Here is a 21,985-nt window from a genome sequence, read left to right on the forward strand (position 1 = left end):
CTCCCGGTGGTGGTACCGGGAGGGCGGGCACCCCGCAGGGTCAGGCGTTCAGCGCCGCCGACACCACGGCCTTGGCCTCCTCCTGCACCTGGGCCAGGTGCCCGGCGCCCCGGAAGGACTCCGCGTACACCTTGTAGACGTCCTCGGTGCCCGAGGGGCGGGCCGCGAACCAGGCGTTCTCCGTGGTCACCTTGATCCCGCCGATCGCGGCCCCGTTGCCCGGTGCCGTGGTCAGCACGGCGGTCACCGGCTCACCGGCGAGGGTGTCCGCGCCGACCTGATCGGGGGAGAGGCGCGCCAGGACCGCCTTCTGCTCGCGGTCGGCGGGGGCGTCGATCCGCGCGTAGGCGGGCTCGCCGAACCGGGCGGTCAGCGCGGCGTAGCGCTGGGAGGGGGACTCACCGGTGACCGCCTGGATCTCGGAGGCCAGCAGGGCGAGCAGGATGCCGTCCTTGTCGGTCGTCCACACCGAGCCGTCCCGGCGCAGGAACGACGCCCCGGCCGACTCCTCACCGCCGAAGCCCAGCGACCCGTCGGACAGCCCGTCCACGAACCACTTGAAGCCGACCGGCACCTCGACCAGTTCGCGGCCGAGGTCGGCGGCGACCCGGTCGATCATCCCGGACGACACCAGAGTCTTGCCGACGCCCGCCCCGGACGGCCAGTTCTCCCGGTGCGCGTACAGGTAGTCGATGGCCACCGCGAGGTAGTGGTTCGGGTTCATCAGCCCGCCGTCCGGGGTGACGATGCCGTGCCGGTCGGCGTCGGCGTCGTTGCCGGTGGCGATCTGGTAGCGGTCGCGCCGGTCGATCAACGAGGCCATCGCGTGCGGCGACGAGCAGTCCATCCGGATCTTGCCGTCCCAGTCCAGCGTCATGAACCGCCAGGTGGGATCGGTCAGCGGGTTGACCACGGTCAGGTCCAGCCGGTGCTGTTCGGCGATCCGCCCCCAGTACGCGACCGAAGCGCCGCCCAGCGGGTCGGCGCCGATCCGGACCCCGGCCTCGCGCACCGCGTCCAGGTCGAGGACGGAGGGCAGGTCCGCCACGTAGGTGCCCAGGAAGTCGTACCTGCCGGTCGTCGAGGCGGCGAGCGCCCGCGCGTACGGTACCCGGCGGGCGTCCTTGAGCCCGCCCGTGATGATCTCGTTGGCCCGGTCCTGGATCCAGCCGGTCGCGTCCGAGCCCGCCGGACCGCCGCTCGGCGGGTTGTACTTGAACCCCCCGTCGCCCGGCGGGTTGTGCGACGGGGTGACCACGACGCCGTCCGCGAGGCCGGTGGCACGGCCGCGGTTGTACGTGAGGATGGCGTGCGACACCGCGGGCGTCGGCGTGTACCCGTCCTCGGTGTCGATGAGGACGCGGACGTCGTTGGCGGCGAACACCTCCAGGGCGGTGACCCGGGCCGGCTCCGACAGGGCGTGGGTGTCCGCCCCCAGGAACAGCGGCCCGTCCGTGCCCTGTTGCGCCCGGTACTCGCTGATGGCCTGGCTCGTCGCCGCGATGTGGTCCTCGTTGAACGCGGTGGCCGTCGAGGAGCCGCGGTGTCCGGAGGTGCCGAACGCCACTCGCTGGCCCGGCTCGGCCGGATCGGGATGCAGCGCGTAATACGCCGTCACCAGCCGTGCCACATCGGTCAGGTCCTCGGGGCGCGCCTGCTGTCCGGCTCGTGCGTGCGGCATCTGCCACTCCTCCGTATCGGTCGTTCGGTGCGATGTGCCCGTGCGGTCATTTTCGCCGGTCTTGGCCCCCGGCGGGCGCCCGCCCCGCCGCTCGCACGGCCACCGCCGCCGCGTACCCGGTGGGGACGGCGACATCGGTGACGGCCCAGTCCGGCGGCCCGAGCGGGACCGGGCCGGTGCCGACGTGCTCGCGGTGCAGGCCGCCCGCGAGGCCGGTGCCCTCGCCCTTGAGGTACGCCTCCTTGCGGGTCCACACCCGGGCGAAGGCGGCAGGCCGTCCCTCTTCCGGCAGCGCGGCCAGCTCGGCCGCCTCGGCCGGGTGCAGCTGCCCGGACACCTCCGCCACCACCCGCGCCTCCGGGACCCGCTCCACGTCCACCCCGACCGGGACGTCCGCGAACGCCAGGAGGGCGATGCCCCGGGTGTGGGAGAGCGAGAAATGGGTGCCGCCGCCGGTCGCGGGCCGGCCGTGCGGGCCGTCGCAGGAGGGGCAGCGCTCCCGCGTCAGCCGTACGGCCTCCGGGGCGACGCCCTGGCGGGCGCCGAGCAGCAGGCGCAGGGCCAGGTGGGCGGCGGTGTAGCAGGCCCGGTCCGCGGGGAAGGCCAGCCGCTCCGTCCGGGCGAGCTCCGAGGCGTCGAGGATCTTCGGGGCCAGCAGCCGGGCGGCCTCGGCCGCGCGCTCCGTGTCCACCAGCCACAGGGAGGGGGCCTCGGCGCTCCAGGAGGGCGCGGGCCCCCGATAGCCTTCCTCGGTCAGCGTCAACTCATGGGGCTGGTACACCGTTACGTCGTTTCCTCGGCGGGTACGGGCGCCTCGGGCGGGCACCGGCGGGGCAGGGGCGCTCTTATCCTATGGAGATCCGGAACGCGTCCGACGTATGTTCGATCACCCTGTGCCCCCGATCCGGGCGGCGCCACTCGGACAGGAGACACCGCATGCCGTTGGACAGCCGCCCCGCCGTGCTCCGGGAGGCCCGGGCGGACGACGCCGGGCCGCTGACCCGGCTCTTCCTCGCCTCCCGCGCCGCCGCCATGCCGTATCTGGCGCGGGTGCACAGCGACGAGGCGACGCTCGCGTGGCTGACCCATGTGGTGCTGCCCGGCACCGATGTCCGGGTGGCCGAGACGCGCGAGGGCGGGGAGGTGCGGATCGCCGGCTTCCTCTCCCTGGACGGCTCCGAGGTGGAACACCTCTACATCGACCCCGGCCTGCGCCGCCGGGGCATCGGCTCGCTCCTGCTGGCGGCGGCCAAGGAGGCCAGCCCCACGGGACTCGCCCTCCACACCTTCCAGCGCAACACCGGGGCCCGGTCCTTCTACGAGCGCCACGGCTTCACCGCGGTCGCCTTTGACGACGGCAGCCGGAACGAGGAGAACGAGCCGGACGTCCGCTACCGGTGGGCGCCGCTCGGCCGATGAGCTGAGCTCACACTCCCTGCGGGCTGCCGCCGTCCCCTGCCAGGCGCGTCAGCCACTCGTGCAGCAGGCGCTGTTCGGCTTCGCTCAGGACGCCGGTGTCGTCGGGGAGGGCGGCGCGCAGCGCGCGGGCCGCCGGGGCGGGGCCGGACTCGGTGGCGGGGACCACCGGCTCGGCGCGGGTGACCGCGGCGACCATGGACTCGCGCAGGACGGTCAGCAGTGCCGGATCGCGGCGTTCCGCGGGGGTGGCGTGCCATGTGGTGACCCCGCCCTGCCCGGTGGCCCGGATGATCTGGGCGGCCAGCTCCTCATTGACCCGCAGCCACCCCGAGGCCGCCAGCCGGCGCACCCGGCCGCGCAGGATCTCCAGGCCCGCGCGGTGCGCCGCGTCCGCCGTCGAGCCGGTGGCCCTGTTCATCACGGCGAAGAGCTCCGGACGCGAGATCCCGAACTCCACCGCCACGTCCCAGCCGCGGCGCAGCTCCTCCACCGGATCCTCCGGCGCGGGACCCTGGCCGAACTGATCGGACGGGAACCCGCGACGTTCCGCACGCTGCTGGAGCGCGCCTGGGCCGAGTAGTCCCGGCTTTATGGGGACACCCCGTCCGAGCTGGTGCCTTTCATCGGCTTGCAGATTTACGCAAACTCCTTGCGGGTGCTGGCGCGCTCGGCCGTCTCGGTGTGTCCGTGATCAAATGCCCTTCTTGTCACGGAAGTTGGCCCGTGAGGGCGGCGCCCGCAAGGCTGCGGATTTCTGCCGGAGTGGTGGACTCCACGTCAATTCTCTGCAACTCTCTGACCGCAAAACGCAAAAGGTCATCCCGCCGGTGCAGAAATTCATGTACCGGCGGGGTCGCAGACTGAGCCGCGCCTCGGCCGTCCTGCGCCGAGGCAGCAGATCGGGGACAGATGAGAACGCGACGCTGGAGATGGCGGATCCTTTCCGCGACCGTCTCCACCAGCCTGATGATGGTCGCCTGGCCGGCGCTGAACGCCTCGGCCGCCGGCGGCCCGAACATCGCGGCCGGCCACCGCGCCGCCGCGAGCAGCGGGAAGTCCGCCGGGAACATCGCCGACGGACAGCAGTCCACCTACTGGGAGGGGTCGGGCAAGTCCCTGCCCCAATGGGTGCAGAGCGACCTGGGCAAGGTCACCCGCATCGACCAGGTCACACTGAAGCTCCCCGCCGACTGGTCGGCCCGCCGCCAGACGCTCTCCCTCCAGGGCAGCGTCGACGGCACCAGCTTCTCCACGCTGAAGACCTCGGCCTCCTACTCCTTCGCACCGGGCAGCTCCAACAAGGTCACCATCAGCTTCCCGGCGGCCCGGACCCGCTTCGTCCGGGCCGCCATCACCGCGAACACCGCGTCCGACAACGGCCAGCTGGCCGAGCTGGAGGTCCGGGCGGCGGCGGAGTCCTCGGTGAACCTGGCCGCCGGGCGCCCGCTCACCGCCAGCAGCAACACCCAGACGTACATCGCGGCCAACGCCAACGACGGCAACCGGGCCAGCTACTGGGAGAGCCGCAACAACGAGTTCCCGCAGTGGCTCCAGGCCGACCTGGGCTCCTCGGTGCGCGTCGACCGCGTGGTGCTGCGGCTGCCCGACGGCTGGGAGACCCGCAGCCAGACGCTGAAGATCCAGGGCAGCGCCAACGGCTCCGACTTCACGGACCTGACCCAGGCCGAGGCGCACACCTTCACCCCCGGCTCCGAGACGGCGACGATCACCTTCGACGCCACCACCACCCGCTACGTCCGCGTCCTGGTCACCGCCAACAGCGTGCAGCCCGGCGCCCAGGTCTCCGAGCTGGAGATCTACGGCCCCGAGACCGGTGACACCCAGGCACCGAGCGCCCCGGCGCAACTGGCATACACCGAACCGGCCACCGGGCAGATCAAGCTGACCTGGAAGGCGTCGACGGACGACACCGCCGTCACCGGCTACGACATCTACGCCGACAACACCCTGCTGACCAGCGTCGCCGGTGACGTCACCACGTACACCGACACCCGTCCGGCGAGCTCCACCGTCTCGTACTACGTACGGGCCAGGGACGCGGCGGGCAATGTCTCGGCCAACAGCAACACCGTCACCCGCAAGGGGGACTCCGGTGACACCCAGGCGCCCACCGCACCGGCCGACCTGAGCTTCACCGAGCCCTCTTCCGGCCAGATCAAGCTGACCTGGACGGCGTCCAGCGACAACAAGGCCGTCACCGGGTACGACATCTACGCCAACAACGTGCTGCGCAAGACCGTGGCCGGCGATGTCACCACCTACACCGACACCCAGTCCGCAGGCACCACCGTCTCGTACGTCGTACGGGCCAGGGACGCGGCGGGCAACGTCTCGGGCGACAGCAACACCGTCACCCGCAACGGCTCCACCGGCGCGGCCTCCAACCTCGCCGTCGGCAAGCCCATCACCGCCTCCTCCATGGTGCACACCTTCGTCGCGGAGAACGCCAACGACAACCAGCTCTCCACCTACTGGGAGGGCGCCGGCGGCAGCTACCCCAACACCCTCACGGTGAAGCTGGGCGCCAACGCCGACACCCAGAGCGTCGTCGTGAAGCTCAACCCTGACAGCAGCTGGGGAGCCAGGACCCAGAACATCCAGGTCCTCGGCCGCGAGCAGAGCGCCTCGTCCTTCACCGGCCTGGTCGCCGCCAAGGACTACGCGTTCAGCCCGGGCAGCGCCAACACGGTGACGATCCCGGTCGACGCCCGGGTCGCCGACGTCCAGCTGAAGTTCACCTCCAACACCGGCGCGCCCGCCGGGCAGGTCGCGGAGTTCCAGGTGCTGGGCGCCCCGGCCCCCAACCCGAACCTCCAGGTCAGCGGGGTCACCGCGAGTCCGGCGGCGCCCGTCGAGTCGGACCCGGTGACGCTCACCGCGACGGTGCGCAACACCGGCGCGGTCGCCGCCCCGGCCGGCAAGCTCGCCTTCCGGCTCGGTGACACCAAGGTCGCGACCGTCACCGTGGGCGCGCTCGCCGCAGGTGCCTCCACGCAGGTCAGCGCCGATATCGGGGCGCGCGACGCGGGCACGTACCCACTGAGCGCGGTCGTCGACCCGGACAACCAGATCATCGAGCAGAACGAGACCGACAACACCTACACCAGCGCCTCCGGCCTGGTCGTCAAGCCGGTCGCCAGCTCCGACCTGGTGCCCACCGCGGTCACCACCTCGCCGTCCGCCCCGGCCCAGGGCGACAACGTCACCTTCTCCGTCGCCATCCGCAACCAGGGCACGGTCGCCTCCGCCGCGGGCGCCCACGCCGTCACCGTGACCCTGCTCGACGCCAAGGGCGCCACGGTGAAGACCCTCACCGGCAGCTACGACGGCTCGATCGCCGCGGGCGCCACCAGCGCCCCGGTGAACCTGGGCTCCTGGACGGCGGCCAACGGCTCGTACACCGTGAAGACCGTGGTCGCGGACGATGCCGAGGAGCTGCCGGTCAAGCGCGAGAACAACACCGTCAGCAGCTCCTTCTTCGTCGGGCGCGGCGCCAACATGCCGTACGACACCTATGAGGCCGAGGACGGCGTCACCGGCGGCGGCGCGAAGGTCGTCGGGCCGAACAGGACCGTCGGCGACGTCGCGGGCGAGGCGTCGGGCCGCAGGGCGGTCACGCTGAACAGCACGGGCAACTACGTCGAGTTCACCACCCGGGCCAGCACCAACACCCTGGTCACCCGCTACTCCATCCCGGACTCGGCGGGCGGCGGCGGCATCGACTCCAAGCTCAACATCTACGTGGACGGCACCTTCCTCAAGGCGATCGACCTCACCTCGAAGTACGCCTGGCTGTACGGCGCCGAGACCGGCCCCGGCAACTCCCCGGGCTCCGGCTCACCCCGGCACATCTACGACGAGGCCAACGTGATGCTGGGCAAGACGGTCCCGGCGGGCAGCAGGATCCGGCTCCAGAAGGACGCCGCGAACACCAGCACCTACGCGATCGACTTCATCGGCCTGGAGCAGGCCACCCAGATCGCCAACCCGGACCCGGCCGCCTACGCCGTTCCGGCCGGCTTCACCCACCAGGACGTCCAGAACGCCCTGGACAAGGTGCGGATGGACACCACGGGCAAGCTGACCGGTGTCTACCTGCCCGCGGGCGACTACGAGACCGCCAGTAAGTTCCAGGTCTACGGGAAAGCCGTCCGGGTGATCGGTGCGGGGCCCTGGTACACCAGGTTCCACGCGCCCTCGACGCAGGAGAACACCGACATCGGCTTCCGGGCCGAGGCGAGCGCCAAGGGCTCGACGTTCGCGAACTTCGCGTACTTCGGCAACTACACCTCGCGCATCGACGGACCGGGCAAGGTGTTCGACTTCTCCAACGTGTCGGACATGGTCATCGACAACATCTGGAACGAGCACACGGTGTGCCTCTACTGGGGTGCCAACACCGACAACATCACCATCAAGAACTCCCGCATCCGCGACACCTTCGCCGACGGCATCAACATGACCAACGGCTCGACCGGCAACCACGTCGTCAACAACGAGTCGCGGGCCACAGGTGACGACAGCTTCGCGCTCTTCTCGGCGATCGACGCCGGCGGCGCGGACATGAAGGACAACGTCTACGAGAACCTCACCTCGCTCCTGACCTGGCGCGCGGCCGGTGTGGCCGTCTACGGCGGCTACGACAACACCTTCCGCAACATCCGCATCGCGGACACCCTGGTGTACTCGGGGATCACCGTCAGCTCGCTCGACTTCGGCTACCCGATGAACGGCTTCGGGACCGGCCCGACGACGGTCGAGAACGTCTCGGTGGTCCGCTCCGGCGGCCATTTCTGGGGCTCGCAGACCTTCCCCGGCATCTGGCTGTTCTCCGCCTCCAAGGTCTTCCAGGGCATCCGGATCAACCACGTCGACATCGTCGACCCGACGTACAGCGGCATCATGTTCCAGACCAACTACGTGGGAGGCCAGCCGCAGTTCCCCATCGAGGACACCATCCTGACCGACATCTCGATCTCCGGCGCCCACAAGAGCGGGGACGCCTTCGACGCCAAGTCCGGCTTCGGGCTGTGGGCCAACGAGATGCCCGAGGCCGGCCAGGGGCCCGCCGTCGGTGAGGTCACCTTCAACGGGCTCAGGTTCAGCGACAACGCCCAGGACGTGAAGAACACGACGTCCACCATGAAGATCAACATCAACCCGTAGCGACCACTGCACCCAGGGGCGCCGTCCGGTCCGCCGGGCGGCGCCCCGTGCTGCGCCCACGCCGTGTTCCGCATGCGGCGTACCAACGACTGTCAAACTTTTACGAAAACTGCGCGAGATATTGCGTTCACATGTCGGCGCTGGTTGAGTGTGCCTCGCCCCGGCAGTCAGTCGGCCGAGGGCCATCCACGCTCATGCCCGAAGGGGACCATCGATGAGAAGTGCTGGGTTGCGCCGCACACGCCGTATCAGCCGTGCCTCCGCGGCTGCCCTTGTCACCGCACTTGCCCTGACCTCGCTCGCGTCCTGCGGCACGAGCAGCAGCAAGGACGACGACACGAGCAGTTCGTCCAAGGGTTCGTCCGACCCCTCGGCTCCGCTGGACCCGAAGACCAAGGTGACGATCTCCATCGACTGCATGCCGCCGGCCGCCAAGGCCGCGGAGCTGCGGGAGTGGAAGGAGGACATCAAGACGTTCAACCAGCAGTACCCGAACGTCACGATCAACGGTAAGTCCACCCCGGGCCAGTGCAACGAGCCGCCCCGCTTCACGGCCATGCTGAAGGGCAAGTCGCAGCCCGACGTCTTCTACGCCTACTTCAGCGACCTCCAGCAGGTCCTGGACAACGACGGGGCCGAGGACATCTCCGCGTACGTCAGCGACAAGACCGTGCCCGCGCTGAAGGACATCCAGCCGCAGGTGGTCGACGTGGCCCGCAAGGACGGCAAGCTCTACGGGCTGCCGACCAGCAACTACACCATGGGCCTGATGATCAACCGGAAGCTGTTCAAGCAGGCCGGTCTGGACCCGAACAGCCCGCCCGCCACCTGGGACGAGGTGCGCGTCGCCGCCAAGAAGATCGCGGGGCTCGGCAAGGGCATCTCCGGCTACGGCGAGTACAGCGCCGGCAACAACGGCGGCTGGCACTTCGCGGCGACGCAGTTCGGTCTCGGCGGGGAGGTCGTCGACGCCTCCGGCAAGAAGGCCGCCTTCAACAACGAGACCGGCAAGCAGGTCCTCCAGCAGCTGCACGACATGCGCTGGGAGGACGACAGCATGGGCAAGACCCAGCTGCTCAAGTGGGGCGACCTCCAGAAGCAGATAGCCAGCGACAAGCTGGGCATGTTCCTCGCCGCCCCCGACGACATCGCGTACATGGTGCAGCAGCTCGGCGCCCAGTACGAGACCTTCGGCCTCGGCCCCATCCCCGGCGGCAAGGGCACCCTCTTCGGCGGCAACAACTACCTGATCAAGAAGGGCAGCTCGCCCGACCAGATCAAGGCCGCCATCGCCTGGCTGAACTTCAAGAACCTCACCCCCGGCAAGGGCCAGTTCGACTGGGCCCGCACCAAGGCCGACAAGCTCCCCGTGGGCCTGCCGCAGCCGAACTTCTTCCTCGGTGAGAGCAAGACCAAGGACGACGCCGCACGCGCCCAGAACGCGACGATGCCCGTCGAGAACTTCAAGGCGTTCATGGACAACCCGGTCCCCGGCAAGGCCGAGCCGCCGAAGGCCCAGGAGATCTACAAGATCCTCGACAACGCCATGTCCGGTGTCCTGACCAACAAGAACGCCGACATCGACAAGCTGCTCTCCACCGCCGAGCAGCAGGTCAACCAGGTTCTGGCGAACCAGTAACGGACGCGCGGGGCCGGGTCACGCGGACCCGGCCCCGCATCCGGACCCCGTCCGCTACGCGCTCGTCGTACACCGGCACCGAGGAGACACCATGTCGGCCCCAACCCTGTCCCCCCGCAAGGCGACCCGGCCTCGCCCAGGACACCACGGCTCCGCCCGCCCGGACTCCGCCCGCGAGGAGTTCCTGCGCGCCCTGCGCCGCAACATCTCGGCGCACGGCTTCCTGATCGGAGCGGTGCTCTGCTTCTCGCTCTTCTCCTGGTATCCGATGGTCCGGGAATTCATCCTGGCCTTCCAGAAGAACGAGGACGGCACCACCACCTGGGCCGGCTGGTCCAACCTCACGTACGTCTTCAACGACCCGGCCTTCTGGCAGGCCTGGCGCAACACCCTGCTCTTCACCGTCCTCGCCCTGCTCCTCGGCTTCGTCGTCCCGTTCGCCGTCGCCGTCGTGCTCAACGAGTTCCGGCACGGCCAGGGCTATCTGCGGCTGCTCGTCTACCTCCCCGTCATGCTGCCGCCGGTCGCCTCCGTACTGCTCTTCAAGTACTTCTACGACCCCGGCTACGGGCTGTTCAACCGCATCCTGGCCATCTTCCACCTGCCCGAACAGCAATGGCTCCAGGACACCAGCACCTCGATGCTCTCCGTCGTCATCGCGGCGACCTGGATGAACATGGGCGGCGCCACCCTCATCTACCTCGCCGCGCTCCAGGGCATCCCCGGCGAGCTGTACGAGGCGGCCGAACTCGACGGTGCCGGGCTGCTGCGCAAGATCTGGCACGTCACCATCCCGCAGACCCGCCTCATCCTCTCGCTCCTGCTGCTCATGCAGATCATCGCGACGATGCAGGTCTTCACCGAGCCCTTCCTGCTCACCAACGGCGCCGGACCCGAGGGCTCCACCACCACCGTCGTCTACCTCATCTACCAGTACGCCTTCAACTTCAACAACTACGGCAGCGCGGCGGCACTCGGCCTCGTCCTGCTCGTCGTCCTCGCGGGATTCTCCGCGGTGTACGTACGACTGAGCCGCAGCAGCGAAGACTAGGACGGGAGCCAAGACCATGGCATCGAACACGCTTGTCTCCCGGCGCGGGAGCACCTCACGCAAGTCCGCCCGGCGCAGGTCCGAAGGCGCCGCCGAGCGCGGCCGCCAGCGCACCCTGATCTCGCCGGCCCAGCTCGGCCGGCCACGCGGCAAGGCCGTCTACTGGATCGTCTTCGGCCTGGTGATGGTCCTGTTCACGGCCGTCTTCCTCGGCCCGCTGTACTGGATGGTGACCGGCGGTCTGAAGACCACCCAGGAAGTGGTGCAGAGCCCGCCCACGGCCTTCCCCAAGTCCATCCACACCGAGAACTACAGCCAGGCATGGACGGTCATGGACCTGTCCAAGCTGCTGTTCAACACCCTGTACTACGCCTTCGGCGCGCTCGCCTTCCAGCTGATCTTCGACGTGGCCGCCGCCTACTCGCTGTCCAAGCTGCGGCCGATGTTCGGCAAGGTCATCCTCGGCATGATGCTGGCCACGCTGATGATCCCGGCCACCGTGCTCGTCGTCCCGCAGTACCTGACCGTCCTGGACGTGCCCCTGGTCCAGCGCAACCTGGTCAACTCGCCCTGGGCGATCTGGCTGCCGTCGGTCACCAACGCCTTCAACATCTTCCTGCTGAAGCGGTTCTTCGACTCCATCCCGGGCGAACTCCTCGACGCCGCGGCGATGGACGGCGCCTCACCGCTGCGCACCCTGCGCTCGATCATCCTGCCCATCTCCCGGCCGATCCTCGGGGTCGTCTCCATCTTCGCCGTCGTCGGCGTGTGGAAGGACTTCCTCTGGCCGATGCTCACGCTGCCCGACCCGAACAAGCAGACCCTCAACGTGGGCATCTACTCACTGGCCAGCGGCGTCCCCGAGAACGTCCTGATCGCCGCGCTCACCATCGCGTCGATCCCGACGCTGCTGATCTTCCTGCTCTTCCAGCGCAACATCATGAGCGGTCTCACCGCGGGCGGCCTCAAGGGCTGACGCCCGCTCCCCGAACCGCCTTCCCCTCAGCGCTCCGCCGCCGGCTCACCCATCCTGCCCCGCTTGCCGGGCCGGCGGCGGAGTCCCACCTGCCCGAAAGGAACGTCAGTGGCAGCCAACCGTCCGTCCGAGGCCACCGCACACTGGTGGCGCGACGCCGCCATTTACCAGATCTACGTACGCAGCTTCGCCGATGGCGACGGCGACGGCACCGGCGACCTGGCAGGGGTACGGGCCCGGCTGCCCTACCTCGTGGAACTGGGCGTGGACGCCCTCTGGTTCACCCCCTGGTACCTCTCACCGCTGGCCGACGGCGGTTACGACGTGGCCGACTACCGGACGATCGACCCGGCGTTCGGCACCCTCGCCGAGGCCGAGAAACTCATCGCCGAGGCCCGCGAGCTGGGCATCCGCACCATCGTGGACATCGTGCCCAACCACGTGTCCGACCAGCACGCCTGGTTCCGCGCCGCCCTCGAAGCCGGCTCCGGCAGCCCCGAGCGCGACCTCTTCCACTTCCGCAAGGGCCGCGGCGCGAACGGCGAGATCCCGCCCAACGACTGGGTCTCCGAATTCGGCGGCACCCCCTGGACCAGACTGGACGACGGCGAGTGGTACCTCCATCTCTTCGCCACCCAGCAGCCCGACCTCAACTGGGCGCACCCCGCCGTCCGCCGCGAGCACGAGGACGTACTGCGCTTCTGGTTCGAACGCGGCGTCGCCGGTGTGCGCATCGACTCCGCTGCCCTCCTCGCCAAGGACCCCGCGCTCCCCGACTTCGTCATCGGCAGCGACCCGCACCCCTTCGTGGACCGCGACGAACTCCACGACATCTACCGCTCCTGGCGCGCCATCGCCGACGAGTACGGAGGCGTCTTCGTCGGCGAGGTCTGGCTCCCCGACACCGAGCGCTTCGCCCGCTACCTGCGCCCCGACGAACTGCACACCGCCTTCAACTTCAACTTCCTGGCCTGCCCGTGGGAGCCGGAGAAGCTGCGGGCCGCCATCGACGACACGCTCTCCGAGCACGCCTCGGTCGGCGCTCCCGCCACGTGGGTGCTCTGCAACCACGACGTCACCCGGACCGTCACCCGCTACGGCCGTGAGGAGACCGGGTTCGACTTCGCCGTCAAGACCTTCGGCACCCCCACCGACCTCGCCCTCGGCACCCGCCGGGCCCGTGCCGCCGCCCTCCTGTCGCTGGCCCTGCCCGGTGCGGCCTACCTCTACCAGGGCGAGGAACTGGGCCTGCCCGAGGCCGACATCCCGCTCGACCGGATCCAGGACCCGATGCACTTCCGCAAGGACGGTGCCGATCCGGGCCGGGACGGCTGCCGGGTGCCCATGCCCTGGGCGGCGGGCGAACCGTACGCCGGATTCGGGGCCACCACGGAGCCCTGGCTCCCGCAGCCGGAGGGCTGGTCCGGCTACGCCGCCGACATCCAGAACGGCGACCCGGACTCCATGCTCAACCTGTACCGCGAGGCCCTGCGGCTGCGGCGCTCCGAACCGGGCTTCGGGACCGGGGGAGAGCCCGGCATCCGGCGGCTGACCTGGCTCGACGCCGCGCCCGGGGTGCTCGCCTTCGCCCGGACCGACGGACTCCTCTGCGTCGTCAACCTGGCCGCCGACGCCGCGGAGCTGCCCCCGCACAGCGCGGTGCTGCTCACCAGCGGACCCCTGGACGAGGCGGGCCGCCTCCCGCGCGACACGGCGGTGTGGCTGCGCGCCTGACGACGCCCTGACCGGCCGCTCGGGCCCGGACGCGTGGGAGCGCGCCCAGGCCCGAGCGGCACGTTCGCGGGCGGGCCGGAGCTGCGGCACAGTGGGCCTATGGACGCTCCGAACGATCTGAATGCCCTTGCCGCCGAGCACCTGGCCGCCGCCCGCGAGGCCCCGCACGGCCGCAGCGCCCACCTCCTGCTCCACCAGGACCCGCTGCGGCAGACCGTCATCGCGCTCACCTCGGGCTCCGCGCTGGACGAGCACAACGCCCCGCCGGCTGCCTCGCTCCAGGTCCTGCGCGGCTCCGTCCGGCTCACCGCCGCCTCCGGGGACGTCGAACTGACCCCCGGCCGGCTGCACCCGATCCCGCAGGAGCGGCACGGGCTCCTCGCCCTGGAGGACGCGGTCGTCCTCCTCACGGCCGTCAACCCCTGACACCCCCTTGTGAGAGCGCTCTCAGAGTGGGCAGGATGGGCCGGTGACCTCCCATCCCGGCCTCCGGCCCTACCGCCCCGAAGACAGCGCCGCGCTCTCCGACATCTGCATACGCACCGCCGCGGGCGGCGGCGACGCCCGGGACATCTACCCGGACCACGAGCTGGTGCCGTCCATCTTCGCCACGCCCTACGCCGAGCTGGAACCGGACCTCGCCTTCGTCCTGGACGACGGCACGGGCCGCGCCGTCGGCTACATCCTCGGCACCGCCGACACGCCCCGCTTCGTGAAGGAGTACCGGGAGAGCTGGCTGCCCCGGGTCGCGGACCGCTTCCCGCTGCCCGAGGGCCCGCCGCGGAGCCCCGCCGACGAGATGACCGCGCTCCTGCACAACCCGGAGCGCATGGTCCTGCCCGAACTCGCCGCCCACCCCGCCCACCTGCACATCGACCTGCTGCCCGAGTGGCAGCGCAAGGGGTACGGCAAAGAGCTGATGAACACCTTCCTCGCGGCCCTGAACGCCAAGGGGGTCGAGGGCGTCCATCTGTCCATGCTCACCTCCAACACCCCGGCCAGGGCCTTCTACGACCGGCTCGGCTTCACCGGGATCCACGTCCCCGACCCCGGCCCCGTCAGCTACCTCGTACGCTCCACCCGGGCGGATCTGTAGCACCCGTCTCGCCTCCGGAGGATGCGGCCCGCTCCCGCTGGGCAGGGTACTGGTCGACCGCCGTCGCCGGGCGGCGGACTCCGGCTGGGAGGCGTGTGACGTGAACGAGCGGACCGTGTGGCAATTCACCGACGACCGGGGGCAGTTGTCGGCAACCGGCGAGCGCCCGCAACGGGTGCTCGCCTACATACAGGCCGGGGCGACCCTGTGGGACCACGGGATACGCCCCGCCGGGCTCTTCGGCTCGGGCCACGACGACCCGGCCGCGCCCGACCCCGCGAAGACCGGGTCGCTCCCGGCGGACGGGATCGCGTACGCCGGTGCCGGGGCCACCCTGGACGCGGACGCCTTACTGCGCTGCGCACCGGACCTCGTCGTCGCCGTCAGCTACGGCGGCGGCCAGGTCTACGGCCTGGGCCCGGAGACCGCCAAGCATCTGGAGGGCCACGTCCCGGTCGTCGTCATCGACGTCGGCCAGGGGCGCACCCTCGCCGGGATCGGCGACCGGTTCGCGGAGCTGGCCCGCTCGCTGGGTGCCGGGGAACCGGCATCGGCGGCCCGCGAACTGGACGCCGCCCGCGACCGCCTGCGCGCGCTCACCTCGGGCCCGGACCGCCCGAGGGTTCTCGCCCTGTCCCCGGCGGACCAGGACCAGGCGTACCTGGCCCGCCCCCGCATGTGGCCCGAGCTCCGGGTCCTCGCCGACCTCGGCGTCGGCCTGATCGAGCCCGCCGAGGGCCCCGGGGCCAACTGGTCCACGGCCGGCTGGGCCGAGGCCGCCGCCCTGCGCCCCGACGTCGTCCTCGCCGACATCCGGGTCAACGCGACCCCGCTCGCCGAACTGCGCGACAACGCCGAGTGGGCGGCCGTCGCCGCGACGGCCCGGGTGGTCCCGTGGAACCCGGAACCGGTGTGCAGCGCCCACGCCCACGCCCGGTTCCTGGGGCTGGTGGCCGACGCGCTGGACACGTAGGACCACCGCCCGGCAGGGCCCGGACCCGGGGCCGTACGGTGGGCCGGACGTTCCGTCACCCCTCCGCCGCACCCCGGGAGATCCCGCCCTCATGCCCGACCGCCCCGACTTCCTGGTCATCGGCGAATGCGTCGCCGACATCGTCCGCGTCCCGGGCGCACCCGACCGGGTGCACCCCGGGGGCAGCCCGGCCAACCTGGCGTACGGCCTGGCCAGGCTCGGCCACGACGCGGCGCTGCTCACCCAGCTGGGCCGGGACGGCAACGGACGGCTGATCCGCGCGCACCTCACCGGGGCGGGCGTCGAGGTGCTGACGGACGGAGCCCCCGGCCCGACCCCGTCGGCCGTGGTCACCCTGGACGGCGAGGGCCGCGCCGCGTACGCGTTCGACATCGCCTGGACGCTCGGCCGGGTCGCCCTCGACCGGCAGCCCCGGCACGTCCACACCGGCTCGATCGCGGCGGTGACCGAACCCGGTGCGGCCACGGTGCTCGACGCCGTCGAGTCGCTGCGGACGGCCGCCACCATCAGCTACGACCCCAATGTGCGGCCCGCGCTGATGGGCGACCACGGCCCCGCCGTACGACGGGTCGAGCGGTGCGTGGCCCTCAGCGACGTCGTCAAGGCCAGCGATGAGGACCTGGGCTGGCTGTACCCCGGCCAGGACCCGGCCGACGCCGCCCGGCGCTGGCTCGCGTCCGGCCCCGCCCTCGTCCTCGTCACCCGGGGCGGCGACGGCGCCACGGCGGTCCTGCCGGGCGGCCAGGTGGACATCGGCGCCCTCCCCGCCGACGTGGTCGACACGGTGGGCGCCGGGGACGCCTTCATGTCCGGCACCCTGCACGCGCTCGCCGCCCACGGCCTGCTCGGCGAGGCCGGCCGGAAGCGGCTGCGCTCCCCGGAACGGGGCACCGTGAGCGACGTACTGCGCCACGCGGCGGCCTCGGCTGCGGTGACGGTGGCCCGGGCCGGGGCGAACCCGCCGGACGAGGCGGAGCTGCGCGCGGCGCTCGGGCTCGGCTGACATCCGGCTCCGCCCGCACCCTCGACGGCCCCCGGCGCGTTCCCCTTCAGAAGGACCGACGACGCAGGGGAGGACCGGGGCATGGCGCGGGACACGGGGACGGCGACCGTGGTGACGGGGCTGGGGCTGGTCACCCCGGCGGGCGACGACGAGCGTGCCTTCTGGGCCGGGCTGTGCGCGGGGCGCTCCACGGCCCGGCGCTGCGGGGAACTGGCCGGGCTGCCCGCCGACTTCGCCTGCCCGGCCGACCGGACCGACCTGGACGAGGCCATCGGGGGCCGCGCCGCCTGGCGGATGGCGCGGTTCGCGAAGATGGCCCTGGTCGCCGCGCGCCGGGCCGTCGCCGACGCCGGGCTGCGCCCGGACCGCTGGGACGGCGGCCGGGTGGGCGTCGTGCTCGGCGTCGGCGTCGGCGGGGTCTCCGCCCTCGTGGACAACGTCCGCCGGTACGACCGCGGCGGCGCGCAGGCCGTCTCGCCGCTCCTGGCGCCGATGATGATGCCCAACGCGGCGGCTGGCGAGATCGCCATCGACCTCGGCGCCCACGGCCCCAGCCTGGCCCCCGCCACCGCCTGCGCCTCGGGCGCCACCGCCCTGGCCACCGCGCACGACCTCCTGGCCACCGGCCGGTGCGACCTCGTCGTCGCGGGCGGCGCGGAATCCGTCCTGACGCCCCTGGTGGCCGCGGCCTTCGCCCAGCTGGGCGCGCTGTCCACGCGCACCGGCGACCCCGCCGCCGCCTCCCGCCCCTTCGCGCCCGACCGCGACGGCTTCGTGCTGGGCGAGGGCGCCGGGGTGCTCGTCCTGGAGCGCGCCGCCCACGCGGAGGCCCGGGGCGCCCGGGTGCGGGCCGTGCTCGCCGGGACCGGGGCCGCCACGGACGCCCACCACCCCACCGCACCCGACCCCGGCGGCCGAGGCGCCCGGCGCGCCGTCGAGGCCGCCCTGGCCGCGGCGGGCTGGGCCGCCCACGAGGTCGGCCACGTCAACGCGCACGGCACCTCGACACCGCTGAACGACGCGATGGAGGCCGAGCTGATCGCCGGCCTCTTCCCGCACCGGCCCCCGGTCACCGCCCCGAAGGGCGTCCTCGGGCACACGCTCGCCGCCGCGGGCGCGATCGAGGCCGCCGCCACCGTGCTCACCCTCGAACACGGGGTCGTCCCGCCGGTCGCCAACCTGGACGCCCCGCCCGCCGACTGGGACATCGACTGCGTCACCAAGGAGCCGCGCCGCCTCCGCGTGGAGCGGGCCGTCAGCCACTCCTTCGGCTTCGGCGGGCACAACGTCGCCCTCTGCTTCGAACGGGTTCGCCCCTCCGGACGGTGAACATCTGCCCGAGCGCGGTGTCCTGACCGTACGCCGGTCGTTCAGCTTTGTATGACCACCACGCTCACCGTCGCCGACCCCCTCGCACGACCGCTCACCTCCGTACTCCTCGGCGCCGACGCCCGCCGGGAGCACGGCTTCTGGCGGCGGCTCGTCGCCACCGAACCGTTCCGGCTGCCCCCGGGGCCGGCGGCCGGGGGCACTCCGGACGAACGGCTCGCCCGCGCGTACGCACGACTGCGCACCCTCAACGACGCCCTGGACAGCGCCGCCCGCCCGGCCGCCGACTTCCGGGCGCTGGCGGCCCTGCACGAGTGGCTGGCCCCGGTCGACCCGGCGCTCGCCACCATCGCGGGCATCCACTACAACCTCTTCCTCGGCAGCCTCCTGGACCACATCGCCGACAACCCCCGCGACCTGTCGGACTTCCTGACGCTGCGGCGCACCGGAACCTTCCTCTGTACGGAGGTGGCACACGGCAACGACGCGGCGGCCGTCGAGACGACCGCCTCCTACGACCCCGTCCACGACGGGTTCGTGCTGCACACCCCGCACTGCGGGGCGCAGAAGTTCATGCCCAACACCGGGCAGGCGGGCGGGCCCAAGTCGGGGCTCGTCGCCGCGCGGCTGCTGGCCGGCGGGGCCGACCGGGGGGTCTTCCTGCTGCTGGTTCCGCTCACCGACGCCACCGGTCCGCTGCCGGGCGTACGCGTGCGCGGACTCCCCGCCCGGATGGGCAGCCCCGTCGACCACAGCCTCACCTCGTTCGACCACGTCTTCGTGGGGCGCGAGGCGCTGCTGACGGGCCCGCAGGGGTGGATCGACGGCGACGGGGAGTTCCGCAGCGCCGTCGAGGGCCGCAGGCGCCGTTTCCTCGCCTCCATCGCCCGGGTCGTCACCGGCAGGATCTCCATGAGCGCCAGCGCCGTCGGCTCGGCGCGCGCCACGCTGGCCGTCGCGGTGCGGTACGGCGGCCACCGCCACGTCTCCGCCGGACGCGGGGCGCGGCTGCCGGTGCTCGCCTACCGCACCCACCACGGCCCGCTCGCCGAAGCCATGGCCACCGTCTTCGCCATGAGCCTGCTGCACCGCCGCGTCCTGGACCGCTGGGAGGCGGCCCAGGCGGGGCCCGAGGCCGGGCGGGAGGCGGCCGAGCGCCTGGTGGACATCGCCAAGGGCTGGATCACCTGGCAGGCCAGGGCCGTGATCGTGGAGTCCCGGGAACGCTGCGGCGCCCAGGGCCTCCTGGAGAACAACGGGATGGCCGCGCTCGTCACCGGCGTCGAGGGCGCCATCACCGCCGAGGGCGACAACCTCGCCGTCCACGCCAGGGCCGCCGCCGCCCTGCTCGCCGACCGCCCCCCGTACGAGCCGGGCGCCCCGGACAGCGGCGAACTCACCGACCTCCGGTTCCTGGTCCGGCTCCTGGGCCGCGCCGAGGAGCTGTGGTTCGCACGCGCCGGGGCCCGGGCGGCCCGGACGGCCCCCGGCGACCCGCTGGGCCGGTGGAACGCGGCGGCGGGCCCCGCGCTGCGCGGGGTCGAGGCGCACGCCTGCCGACAGGCGGCCGAGGCGTATGCGGAGGCGGTCGAGGCACTGCCCGCCGGAGCGGACCGGGACCGGCTCGGCGAATTGGCCCGGCTGTTCGCCCTGGGCCGGGTCGCGCGCGACAGCGGGGACCTGCTCGCGGCCGGCCACCTGAGCGCCGGTCAGGCGGAGGCGCTGACGGACCACACCGAACGGCTCATCGACGCGGTGGCCCCGCACCTCCCGGAGCTCGCCGACTCCTTCGCGTTCCCCGAGGAGATGCTCGCCGACTGGCCGATCGCGGGCGCCGGTTACGCCGAGGCGTACGACGATCCGGAGGCCCACTGGCACCGGGCGGCCGGCCGGTGAGGGGTACACGGGCGCGCCGCGCGGCACGCGCCGTACAAGGGCTCGGGGCGGGGGCCGCCCTCCTCGCCTACTGGACGACCGTCGCCCTGCTCGCGCGGTGGTGCGGGGCGCCCCGGCCGGATGTTGGTGAATCGGTTCGCCGCTGGGCGTAACCGGAGCGACGCTGCTCAGTTGTTCCGGCGTCGGGGCCGTGCGCACAAGCACCGGACGCCCCGCCCGGATGGCATGAGGAAAGGAAGACCATGAGCACGATCCACCCCCGCATCACCGACGTACTCAGCCGTACCTTCAAGGTGCCCGTGGCCGAGATCCTCCCGGACTCCACGATGGACAGCCTGGACATGGACTCCCTGGCGGCCGCCGAGTTCGCCGTCGTCCTCCGGGAGGCCACCGGGGTCGAGCTGGACACGGGCACCCTCACCCGGGGGACCACCCTCGCCGAGCTCACGGCGCACCTCGACGCGGCGGTGGGCGCCGCCCGATGAGGACACCGGCCATCGCCGTCACCGGGCTGGGCATGATCACCCCGGTCGGCAACGACACCGAGTCCACCTGGGAGGGGGTGTGCGCGGCCGTGAGCCCGGCCCGCACCGTCCCCGCGCTCGCCGGGTGCGCGATCGACTTCGCCTGCGTGGTCGACGGCATCGACCTGGACGCCGAGATCGGCCGCCGTACGGCCTTCCGGATGGGCCGGTACGTCAAGTTCGCGGTCCTGGCCGCCCGGGAGGCCGTCGCCGACGCCGGGCTCGACCCCGCCGGCTGGGACGGCAGCCGGGTCGCGGTCGTCGTCGGCACCAGCAGCGGGGGCTCCGCGCACCTCACCGACCAGGCGCTGGTGCTGGAGCGGCGGGGCCCGGAGGCCACGTCGCCCGCCGGGGTCCTGCTGACCATCCCCAACATGCCCGCAGCCGAGATCGCGATCGAGATGCGGGCCACCGGACCCAGCATGGCCCCCTGCACGGCCTGTTCGTCCGGCGTCACCGCGCTGTCCGTCGCCCGCGACCTGCTCGCGACCGGGCAGTGCGACGTGGCCATCGCGGGGGCGACCGAGTCGACCGTCTTCCCGATCGCCATGACCGGCTTCGCCCGGTCCGGCGCGGCCGCCCGCGCGGACGGCGACCTCTCCCGGCTTAGCCGGCCCTTCGCCGCCGACCGCGCCGGACTCGTCATGGGCGAAGGGGCCGCCGTCATGGTGCTGGAACGCGCCGCCGACGCGGAGGCCAGGGGCGCCGAACCCCGGGCCCTGATCGCCGGCACCGGCGCCACCACGGACGCCCACCACCCCACCAGCCCGCACCCCGACGGGCGGGTCGCCCGGGCCGCCGCCGAGGCCGCCCTGCGCGACGCGGGCTGGCGGGCCGACGAGGTGGAGCACGTCAACGCGCACGGCACCGCGACCGTACGCAACGACGCCGCCGAGGCCGCGCTGATCAGCCGGGTGTACCGGCACCGGCCTCCCGTCACCGCCCCCAAGGGCGTGCTCGGGCACTGCATGGGCGCGGCCGGGGCGATCGAGGCGGGGCTGACGATCCTCACCCTCCAGCGGGGGGTCGTCCCGCCGGTCGCCAACCTGGACGCGCCCGCGCCCGGGTTCGACATCGACTGCGTCACGAAGGTGCCGCTGGTGCGGCCGGTCAGCCGGGCCGTCAGCCACTCCTTCGGATTCGGCGGGCACAACGCGGTGGTGGCCCTCCAGCGCCCCTGACCGGCCGGACGCGGCGCTGAGCTGCGGGTAAGCCCGTGGTAGCGTGCCGGAGCCAGTCGAACTCCTCGTGGGAGTCAGGGAATCCGGTGCGAATCCGGAACTGACGCGCAGCGGTGAGGGGGACGGGCGGGGCCACGGCCACTGGGAGACCCGGCGTCTCCCGGGAAGGCGTCCCGTCCGAGCGAACCCGAGTCCGAAGACCTGCTGGCGACCGCCGCCCGGGACCGGGCGGCGGACCGTACAGCGGGCCCCGCGCATGGGCCCAGAGACGCCGA

16 protein-coding genes, 1 pseudogene and 1 riboswitch are annotated in these 21,985 nt (G+C 72.3%); of the genes and pseudogenes, 14 read left to right on the forward strand and 3 right to left on the reverse strand.

The annotated features are described in order from the left end of the window. Positions 1 to 40: 40 nt before the first annotated feature. Both pgm and ACZ6C6_RS06550 read right to left on the reverse strand, forming a co-directional pair. A complete protein-coding gene (gene pgm, locus ACZ6C6_RS06545; RefSeq protein ID WP_469199739.1) occupies positions 41 to 1,681 on the reverse strand; it encodes a phosphoglucomutase (alpha-D-glucose-1,6-bisphosphate-dependent) in 1,641 nt (546 codons plus the stop codon). Between the two features lie 46 nt (positions 1,682 to 1,727). After that, positions 1,728 to 2,462: a 4'-phosphopantetheinyl transferase family protein gene (locus tag ACZ6C6_RS06550; protein ID WP_469199741.1), complete on the reverse strand. Its 735-nt coding sequence runs from the start codon at positions 2,460 to 2,462 to the stop codon at positions 1,728 to 1,730. 155 nt (positions 2,463 to 2,617) lie between these two features. Between ACZ6C6_RS06550 and ACZ6C6_RS06555 the strand changes: the two genes are divergently transcribed. Further along, positions 2,618 to 3,100: a GNAT family N-acetyltransferase gene (locus ACZ6C6_RS06555; RefSeq protein WP_469199743.1), complete on the forward strand. Its 483-nt coding sequence runs from the start codon at positions 2,618 to 2,620 to the stop codon at positions 3,098 to 3,100. 7 nt (positions 3,101 to 3,107) lie between these two features. Here the strand turns inward: ACZ6C6_RS06555 and ACZ6C6_RS06560 are convergent. Continuing rightward, positions 3,108 to 3,608 (reverse strand): annotated as a pseudogene (locus tag ACZ6C6_RS06560) (TetR family transcriptional regulator); the annotation flags it as partial. A 401-nt stretch (positions 3,609 to 4,009) separates the two neighbouring features. Here ACZ6C6_RS06560 and ACZ6C6_RS06565 point away from each other — a divergent pair. The 13 genes from ACZ6C6_RS06565 to ACZ6C6_RS06625 all read left to right on the forward strand — a co-directional run bounded on the left by ACZ6C6_RS06565 (position 4,010) and on the right by ACZ6C6_RS06625 (position 21,710). Continuing rightward, the gene (locus ACZ6C6_RS06565) at positions 4,010 to 8,287 is read left to right on the forward strand and encodes a discoidin domain-containing protein (protein ID WP_469199745.1); all 4,278 of its coding nucleotides are present in this window, start codon (positions 4,010 to 4,012) and stop codon (positions 8,285 to 8,287) included. A 214-nt stretch (positions 8,288 to 8,501) separates the two neighbouring features. Then, positions 8,502 to 9,926, forward strand: a complete 1,425-nt coding sequence (locus ACZ6C6_RS06570) for an extracellular solute-binding protein (RefSeq protein ID WP_469199747.1) — start codon at positions 8,502 to 8,504, stop codon at positions 9,924 to 9,926. 91 nt (positions 9,927 to 10,017) lie between these two features. Next, on the forward strand, positions 10,018 to 10,977 hold the full coding sequence (locus tag ACZ6C6_RS06575; RefSeq protein WP_469199749.1) for a carbohydrate ABC transporter permease: 960 nt from the start codon (positions 10,018 to 10,020) through the stop codon (positions 10,975 to 10,977). Positions 10,978 to 10,993: 16 nt separating this feature from the next. Beyond that, on the forward strand, positions 10,994 to 11,953 hold the full coding sequence (locus tag ACZ6C6_RS06580; RefSeq protein WP_469199751.1) for a carbohydrate ABC transporter permease: 960 nt from the start codon (positions 10,994 to 10,996) through the stop codon (positions 11,951 to 11,953). A gap of 108 nt (positions 11,954 to 12,061) precedes the next feature. Then, on the forward strand, positions 12,062 to 13,687 hold the full coding sequence (locus ACZ6C6_RS06585) for a glycoside hydrolase family 13 protein (RefSeq protein WP_469199753.1): 1,626 nt from the start codon (positions 12,062 to 12,064) through the stop codon (positions 13,685 to 13,687). A 99-nt stretch (positions 13,688 to 13,786) separates the two neighbouring features. Further along, positions 13,787 to 14,113, forward strand: coding sequence for a cupin domain-containing protein (locus ACZ6C6_RS06590; RefSeq protein ID WP_132902544.1), 327 nt, complete (start codon positions 13,787 to 13,789; stop codon positions 14,111 to 14,113). Between the two features lie 43 nt (positions 14,114 to 14,156). Continuing rightward, positions 14,157 to 14,783 carry a GNAT family N-acetyltransferase gene (locus ACZ6C6_RS06595; protein ID WP_469199755.1) on the forward strand — a complete coding sequence of 209 codons (627 nt, stop codon included), beginning with the start codon at positions 14,157 to 14,159 and terminating at the stop codon, positions 14,781 to 14,783. Between the two features lie 100 nt (positions 14,784 to 14,883). Then, positions 14,884 to 15,756 carry an ABC transporter substrate-binding protein gene (locus ACZ6C6_RS06600; RefSeq protein WP_469199757.1) on the forward strand — a complete coding sequence of 291 codons (873 nt, stop codon included), beginning with the start codon at positions 14,884 to 14,886 and terminating at the stop codon, positions 15,754 to 15,756. 91 nt (positions 15,757 to 15,847) lie between these two features. Further along, positions 15,848 to 16,780 carry a carbohydrate kinase family protein gene (locus ACZ6C6_RS06605; protein WP_469199759.1) on the forward strand — a complete coding sequence of 311 codons (933 nt, stop codon included), beginning with the start codon at positions 15,848 to 15,850 and terminating at the stop codon, positions 16,778 to 16,780. Between the two features lie 81 nt (positions 16,781 to 16,861). After that, on the forward strand, positions 16,862 to 18,109 hold the full coding sequence (locus tag ACZ6C6_RS06610; RefSeq protein WP_469199760.1) for a beta-ketoacyl-[acyl-carrier-protein] synthase family protein: 1,248 nt from the start codon (positions 16,862 to 16,864) through the stop codon (positions 18,107 to 18,109). Between the two features lie 51 nt (positions 18,110 to 18,160). Then, positions 18,161 to 20,005 (forward strand): acyl-CoA dehydrogenase family protein, encoded by a 1,845-nt coding sequence (locus ACZ6C6_RS06615; protein ID WP_469199762.1) that lies wholly within the window; start codon positions 18,161 to 18,163, stop codon positions 20,003 to 20,005. Positions 20,006 to 20,247: 242 nt separating this feature from the next. Continuing rightward, positions 20,248 to 20,490: an acyl carrier protein gene (locus tag ACZ6C6_RS06620; RefSeq protein WP_469199764.1), complete on the forward strand. Its 243-nt coding sequence runs from the start codon at positions 20,248 to 20,250 to the stop codon at positions 20,488 to 20,490. Beyond that, positions 20,487 to 21,710, forward strand: coding sequence for a beta-ketoacyl-[acyl-carrier-protein] synthase family protein (locus ACZ6C6_RS06625; RefSeq protein ID WP_469199766.1), 1,224 nt, complete (start codon positions 20,487 to 20,489; stop codon positions 21,708 to 21,710). Before ACZ6C6_RS06620 ends, ACZ6C6_RS06625 begins: the two co-directional genes overlap by 4 nt. Before the next feature lie 36 nt (positions 21,711 to 21,746). Beyond that, positions 21,747 to 21,933: riboswitch (cobalamin riboswitch) on the forward strand. Positions 21,934 to 21,985: the final 52 nt, after the last annotated feature.

It is taken from the genome of Streptomyces sp. NPDC041814 (assembly GCF_055590565.1).

Bases quoted from the DNA above. Each gene is read 5' to 3' on its own strand.
- pgm (WP_469199739.1), bottom strand. From the start codon at position 1,681: ATGCCGCACGCACGAGCCGGACAGCAGGCGCGCCCCGAGGACCTGACC.
- ACZ6C6_RS06555 (WP_469199743.1), top strand. From the start codon at position 2,618: ATGCCGTTGGACAGCCGCCCCGCCGTGCTCCGGGAGGCCCGGGCGGAC.
- ACZ6C6_RS06565 (WP_469199745.1), top strand. From the start codon at position 4,010: ATGAGAACGCGACGCTGGAGATGGCGGATCCTTTCCGCGACCGTCTCC.
- ACZ6C6_RS06570 (WP_469199747.1), top strand. From the start codon at position 8,502: ATGAGAAGTGCTGGGTTGCGCCGCACACGCCGTATCAGCCGTGCCTCC.
- ACZ6C6_RS06575 (WP_469199749.1), top strand. From the start codon at position 10,018: ATGTCGGCCCCAACCCTGTCCCCCCGCAAGGCGACCCGGCCTCGCCCA.
- ACZ6C6_RS06580 (WP_469199751.1), top strand. From the start codon at position 10,994: ATGGCATCGAACACGCTTGTCTCCCGGCGCGGGAGCACCTCACGCAAG.
- ACZ6C6_RS06590 (WP_132902544.1), top strand. From the start codon at position 13,787: ATGGACGCTCCGAACGATCTGAATGCCCTTGCCGCCGAGCACCTGGCC.
- ACZ6C6_RS06605 (WP_469199759.1), top strand. From the start codon at position 15,848: ATGCCCGACCGCCCCGACTTCCTGGTCATCGGCGAATGCGTCGCCGAC.
- ACZ6C6_RS06610 (WP_469199760.1), top strand. From the start codon at position 16,862: ATGGCGCGGGACACGGGGACGGCGACCGTGGTGACGGGGCTGGGGCTG.
- ACZ6C6_RS06615 (WP_469199762.1), top strand. From the start codon at position 18,161: ATGACCACCACGCTCACCGTCGCCGACCCCCTCGCACGACCGCTCACC.
- ACZ6C6_RS06620 (WP_469199764.1), top strand. From the start codon at position 20,248: ATGAGCACGATCCACCCCCGCATCACCGACGTACTCAGCCGTACCTTC.
- ACZ6C6_RS06625 (WP_469199766.1), top strand. From the start codon at position 20,487: ATGAGGACACCGGCCATCGCCGTCACCGGGCTGGGCATGATCACCCCG.